7 protein-coding genes are annotated in these 5630 nt (G+C 35.3%); 4 read left to right on the top strand and 3 right to left on the bottom strand.

The features are described 5' to 3' along the window. Positions 1 to 108: 108 nt before the first annotated feature. Genes AB8B65_RS17485 through AB8B65_RS17475 form a run of 3 tightly spaced genes read right to left on the bottom strand, consistent with a single transcriptional unit; the run spans position 109 to position 1961 of the window. Positions 109 to 369, bottom strand: a complete 261-nt coding sequence (locus tag AB8B65_RS17485) for a DUF2867 domain-containing protein (RefSeq protein WP_405302572.1) — start codon at positions 367 to 369, stop codon at positions 109 to 111. Between the two features lie 49 nt (positions 370 to 418). Then, positions 419 to 1141: a hypothetical protein gene (locus tag AB8B65_RS17480; RefSeq protein ID WP_405302571.1), complete on the bottom strand. Its 723-nt coding sequence runs from the start codon at positions 1139 to 1141 to the stop codon at positions 419 to 421. Positions 1142 to 1184: 43 nt separating this feature from the next. After that, entirely contained in the window at positions 1185 to 1961 is a 777-nt protein-coding gene (locus AB8B65_RS17475) for an SGNH/GDSL hydrolase family protein (RefSeq protein ID WP_405302570.1), read from the bottom strand. 94 nt (positions 1962 to 2055) lie between these two features. Between AB8B65_RS17475 and AB8B65_RS17470 the strand changes: the two genes are divergently transcribed. The 4 genes from AB8B65_RS17470 to AB8B65_RS17455 are packed head-to-tail and all read left to right on the top strand — an operon-like array spanning position 2056 to position 5460. Beyond that, positions 2056 to 2196, top strand: a complete 141-nt coding sequence (locus AB8B65_RS17470; RefSeq protein WP_405302569.1) for a DUF2256 domain-containing protein — start codon at positions 2056 to 2058, stop codon at positions 2194 to 2196. Next, positions 2193 to 3491 carry a DASH family cryptochrome gene (locus AB8B65_RS17465; protein ID WP_405302568.1) on the top strand — a complete coding sequence of 433 codons (1299 nt, stop codon included), beginning with the start codon at positions 2193 to 2195 and terminating at the stop codon, positions 3489 to 3491. Before AB8B65_RS17470 ends, AB8B65_RS17465 begins: the two co-directional genes overlap by 4 nt. Continuing rightward, positions 3492 to 5027: a cryptochrome/photolyase family protein gene (locus tag AB8B65_RS17460; protein WP_405302567.1), complete on the top strand. Its 1536-nt coding sequence runs from the start codon at positions 3492 to 3494 to the stop codon at positions 5025 to 5027. It begins immediately after the preceding gene. 22 nt (positions 5028 to 5049) lie between these two features. Then, positions 5050 to 5460: a DUF2452 domain-containing protein gene (locus AB8B65_RS17455; protein WP_405302566.1), complete on the top strand. Its 411-nt coding sequence runs from the start codon at positions 5050 to 5052 to the stop codon at positions 5458 to 5460. The last annotated feature ends 170 nt before the right edge of the window (positions 5461 to 5630 follow it).

The raw sequence follows: 5630 nt of genomic DNA, 5'->3' as shown, positions 1-5630 counted from the left end.
AATAAATGGTCTATGAGTTTATGTCCCATTACTTGTAATCTTCAAAAACGGTTACTTCTCTAATTTCAACCGTTCCGCCTAAATCGTAATCAGGGAAATCTTGAAGAATTAGACATAACCGCCAACTTTAAAATCTTCGTTATAATCTGGTGGAATCCCTGTTTTTAATCCGAAGAATTGTACAATGCCATTTCTAACTTTAAACAAAAATACAACCCATTTTGGTGCAGTGTTAAAAATTTGATGGGTAACTTCTTGAATAGAATGTACGTGATTTGTGGTTGAAAATGTATCTGCAAAATCAACTTTTGGAAACAATTGTGTGGCTTTATCTGAGATAAAAACGGTTTCTTCTTTTACTTTTAACATCTTGAATAGGTGTACATATCAATATCTTTAAAGAAACCTAAAGTTACAACTACTCCGTACGATTTGCATATTGTTCCAACGCTTTTCTAAGTATTTTTCCATCTTCTTTGGTCGGATTCCAAGAAAACTGAATCTTACGTTCTTTGCAGAAACGTTCAAAATCGCCATACAAACGATCATTTGCTTTGTTGTCAAATACCTGACCTGGTGCATCGTCAAAATTTTGTCTTAGAATAATACCGTTTTTTAGGTAATACGTTGTTTTAAAACTACGTGGTTTTCTTTTTAAAGCAACATCAATATAATTGGTACTTTCTTCAATTAATACAACTTCTGATTCGCTTTCAGAAATAATTTCTTTAATCGTAGTGGTAGAATTCATTTCTTTTGCCCACACTAAATTATGTAGCAATTCTTGTCTACTTTTTATTTCTACAAATTCAGTCTTAAACGATTCTTTATAATTTTCGTTTGTCAACGCGATGAGTTTATCAGTATCAAAGCTGTTTCGTGCTGCTACAAAAGATTTTACCAAAACAATACTCTTACTGTTCGATGAATTGTCTGTTGCATTCTTCGTTTCACTAATTTCCACAGTGTTCGTTGGCGTATTTGTGGAACTTTCTTTGGTATTATTTTTTGGACTTTTCTTTGAAACTTCAGCTGCGGTATTTGTAGTATTGTCCGTAGAAGTATTTTTCGATTTGGTATCTGAGCAAGAAGTTAGTAAGAAAACACTAAAAACTAAGATTAAAATAGATGTAGACTTCATTATAGTTCTGTTTTTTTAAAATTTTGATAAAGATACTTTTCTTTTAATTTTTATGACAAATTTTTTCTTCTAAAATATACTGCGCCACATCTTTTGCCCAAACTTGATACGCTAATTCTGACGGATGTACGCCATCACTGAAAAATTCTTCGGGTTTGGCAGTCAAATTCATGCGTGCTACCAAATCTTCGTATTCCAAACCTTTGGCGCGGTAAAACACGTTTTCATAATCTTTGACAACTTTTTCTAGTTCTTTTCCAAGATGTAACACCAAATTTCCAATGACAAATTTAAACGTACCCGTAAATGCAGTAAACTCTTTAATTGGCGGCATGTTTGCAAAAACAATTGGAGTTGTTGGGTAATTAGCGCGAATGCTGACAATTAACGCACGAATATCTTTGTTCCAGCGTTTTGGCGAACTGAGTTTAAAACTGTCGTTTCCGCCAAGTCCAATCACAATCAAATCTACTGGTTTTTCTGTTATTTTTGGAATCAGTTTTTGATTGACACATTGCACGGTATAGCCACTTTTTGCATACACTTTCCATGAAATAGTTGCTGAAATTTCTTTAGATAGTTCCTTTGCTAATGTTCCTGTAAAACCCGTTTCATGCGTACTTGCGCCAACGCCCGCAATGGTGCTTTCGCCAATAGTAACCAATTGAAATGACGTGTTACTTACTGCCGAACTTACGCCTTCAATGTCTGTTGCTTCGGGCAATTCGGGCAGCGAACGCACAATTTTTTTTCCTTGAAAGTACAGTATTGGCAATAACGGTACGGAAATTATCGCGCCAAGCACATATTTAATATTCATAATCATTTCAAATTAGCGGGCTAAAGATACAATTTTGAAGTTCAAAAAACATTTTGTTTAATTGTTTTGTATATTTGTTAAACAAAATTGAGATATGAAAAAAACACACTTGCCAACTAAAGTCTGTAAAGTATGCGAAAGACCGTTTACTTGGCGTAAAAAATGGGAACGTGTTTGGGACGAAGTTCAATATTGTAGCGAGCGCTGCCGCAGAAATAAAAATAGAAAAGCATGACTAAAACTGGATTGGTTTGGTTTCGGAACGATTTACGTGTACACGATCAAATTTCATTGGTAAAAGCTGCCAAAGAAAACAGTTTCGTGATGGCTGTGTATTGTTTTGATCCGCGTCATTTTGAAAAAGATCGTTTCGGATTTTCCAAAACGGGAAACTACCGCGCGCAGTTTCTTATTGAAACGGTTGCAGATTTACAGCAAAAGTTAGATGCACTCAACATTCCGTTGTTTGTACATGTCGGAAAACCTGAAAAAGTTGTTTCTGACTATGTAAAGATTCACAAAGTAACTTCGGTATATTCTCAAAAAGAATGGACTTCGGAAGAGGTTTCAGTAAGTAAAAACGTGAAAAAAGCAATTTCAAGCGAAGTGAATTGGATTGAAAGTTACGATCAGTTTTTATTTCATCCAGAAGACATTCCGATGACAATCGACAAAATTCCACAAGTATTTACGGTATTTCGGAAGAAATGTGAAAAATATGCCAGCATTCGCAATTTAGAAACGATTTCTAAAATGCCAGAGAAAAACCGTGTTCCACATCTGACGAAAGTCCCAACATTACAGGAATTAGGTTTGTTAAATTTTGAACAAGATGTAAGAACGGCTTTCCCATTTAAAGGTGGCGAAAAAGCAGGTTGGGAACGTTTGCAAGACTATGCTTGGAACACGAAAAAATTATCTTACTATAAAAAAACACGCAACGGATTGGTGGGAACAGATTATAGTTCAAAGTTTTCAGCTTGGTTGGCAAACGGAAGTTTATCGCCAAGAATGATTTACCATGAAGTGAAAAAATACGAGTCTGAAATTATTAAAAATCAATCTACGTATTGGATGATTTTTGAATTGATTTGGTGCGATTTTTTTAAATATATTTCTCTAAAACACGGAAATGACATTTTTAAACTCGAAGGAATTTTACACAAAACTTACAATTGGAATACAGATGAAACTGTAATTCAACAATGGATTGATGGCAAAACTGCCGAACCATTTGTAAATGCCAATATGCTCGAATTGAAACATACCGGTTGGATGAGCAATCGCGGTCGCCAAAATGTAGCTTCGTATTTTGCTAAAACCTTAGAACTCGATTGGCGCATTGGCGCTGCCTATTTTGAATCGCTTTTAATCGATTATGACGTGCATAGCAATTATGGAAATTGGTTGTATGTTTCGGGTGTTGGAAACGATCCGCGCAACCGAACGTTTAATGTAAAATTGCAAGCAGAACGCTACGACGCGAATCATAAATTCCAAAATATTTGGTTACAAACTAGCTTATTTTAGATGAAAACAGCACGATTCATATTAGGCGATCAGCTCAATTATCAGCATTCTTGGTACAATGATACCAATGATGAAGTTGTGTATTTTATGGCAGAAATGCGCCAGGAAACCGATTATGTAAAACACCATATTCAGAAAGTAGTGGCGTTTTTTAAAAGCATGCGATCGTTTGCAGAATGGTTAGAAAGTGAGCAACACGAAGTTGTGTATTATACTTTGGATGATGAAAAGAATCAACAGGATTTGGTTGCGAATTTGAAGCAAGTCATCAAAGAACATAAAATTGAAAAGTTTGAATATCAATTACCCGACGAATACCGTTTGGACGAACAATTGAACGCTTTTTGTGACGAATTAACGATTGAAACAGAAGCGTTTGACACGGAACATTTTTTAACTTCACGAACCGATTTCACCGATTTTTTTGAAGGGAAAAAGCAAATGGTGATGGAATATTTTTATCGCAACATGCGAAAGAAGTATGATATTATGATGTTGAACGATAAAAATCCGGAAGGTGGAAAGTGGAATTTTGACCAGAGTAATCGTAAAAAATGGAAAGGTGCGCCTGAAATTCCGATTGAAAAACAAGTGAAAAATGACGTTTCAAGTATTTGCAAAATGATTGAAAATGCAGGTGTAGAAACGATTGGAAATATAACAATTAACAAATTTCATTGGCCAACAACGCGTGAAGCGTGTTTGGATGTATTGAATTATTTCTGTAAAAATTTACTTGTTCATTTTGGAGATTTTCAAGATGCAATGCACACGGATGAACAGTATTTATTTCACAGTCGTTTGTCATTTGCGATGAATTCTAAAATGTTGCATCCGATGGAAGTCATTGAAACAGTGATTTCGTATTGGAGAAACCACCAAGAAGCAATTGCTATTTCGCAAGTAGAAGGTTTTGTGCGACAAATTTTGGGTTGGCGCGAATATATGCGCGGAATGTATTGGAAAGAAATGCCAAATTACAGAACTTTGAATGCGCTAAATAATACAAATTCGCTTCCCGATTTTTTCTGGACAGGAAATACGAAGATGAATTGTTTGAAACACGCCATTTCGCAGAGTTTGGATACGGCGTACGCACATCACATTCAACGATTGATGATTACGGGGAATTTTATGTTGCTCACACAAATGCATCCTGACGCTGTGGACGAATGGTATTTGGGAATTTATATTGACGCCATTGAATGGGTTGAAATTACCAATACACGCGGAATGAGTCAGTTTGCCGATGGTGGATTGGTTGCCACAAAACCGTACGTTTCTAGTGGAAGCTATATCAACAAAATGAGCAATTATTGTAAAGATTGCGTCTATAAAGTATCTAAAAAGGAAACTGAAGATGCGTGTCCATTCAACTCGTTGTATTGGAATTTTTTAGACGAAAAACGCGAACATTTTAAAGACAATCAACGGATGAATATGATGATGAGTTTGTTGAATAAAATGGACGCCACTAAACTGGAAGCGCTGAAAAACAGAGCGCAAGCTGTGATAGCGAATCCAGATAATTATTAAATAGAAAAGAGTACTTGAAATTATGCAAGAAGAAGATAAAAGACCCGATAATGTGGTGTTTGATGAAGAATCAAACAAATATGATGCTGCGTTAAAACCGTATGCAACCAATGTTGGCGCACCAATTATTACCACGCCCGACACGGTAACATGGAAAAATGTAAACATTGATAAAGTCAACAAGCAAGTAAAAGCACGTTATGACGAATTGAAAGCGGAATACGATGCATTGATGGAAAAATTTGAATATAACAACTTGATTTACAACGCAAAATTCAACTTTGAACCAATCGTTGGCGAAACCTATCATTTATATCGCGATAAAAATCAGCAACCATTTTTGTCGATCATTGCACCAAGTCAATGCCGTTTTGATTTTGTAGAAACTTTTCGTTTAAATGCGGATAGGATGTGGGAAGTTGTTGGGGATTGATGTGAGATTACATATTTAAAATAAAAAAAACCGTAGATCTTTATGTTTACGGTTTACTAATTTTATGCATTACATTGGAAGTGACTTAATTTTACGAAATGTCTTTTTTGCCAGTGCTACTTTTTCAGGGAACAATTCTTTACCTTCAATATTTTTGGCAACCTCTTTTA

The sequence above is a fragment of the Kordia sp. genome (assembly GCF_045105435.1).
Lineage (GTDB): Bacteria > Bacteroidota > Bacteroidia > Flavobacteriales > Flavobacteriaceae > Kordia.
Note: the sequence above shows the minus strand (reverse complement) of the source record. Positions and strands in the feature narration are given on the sequence as shown.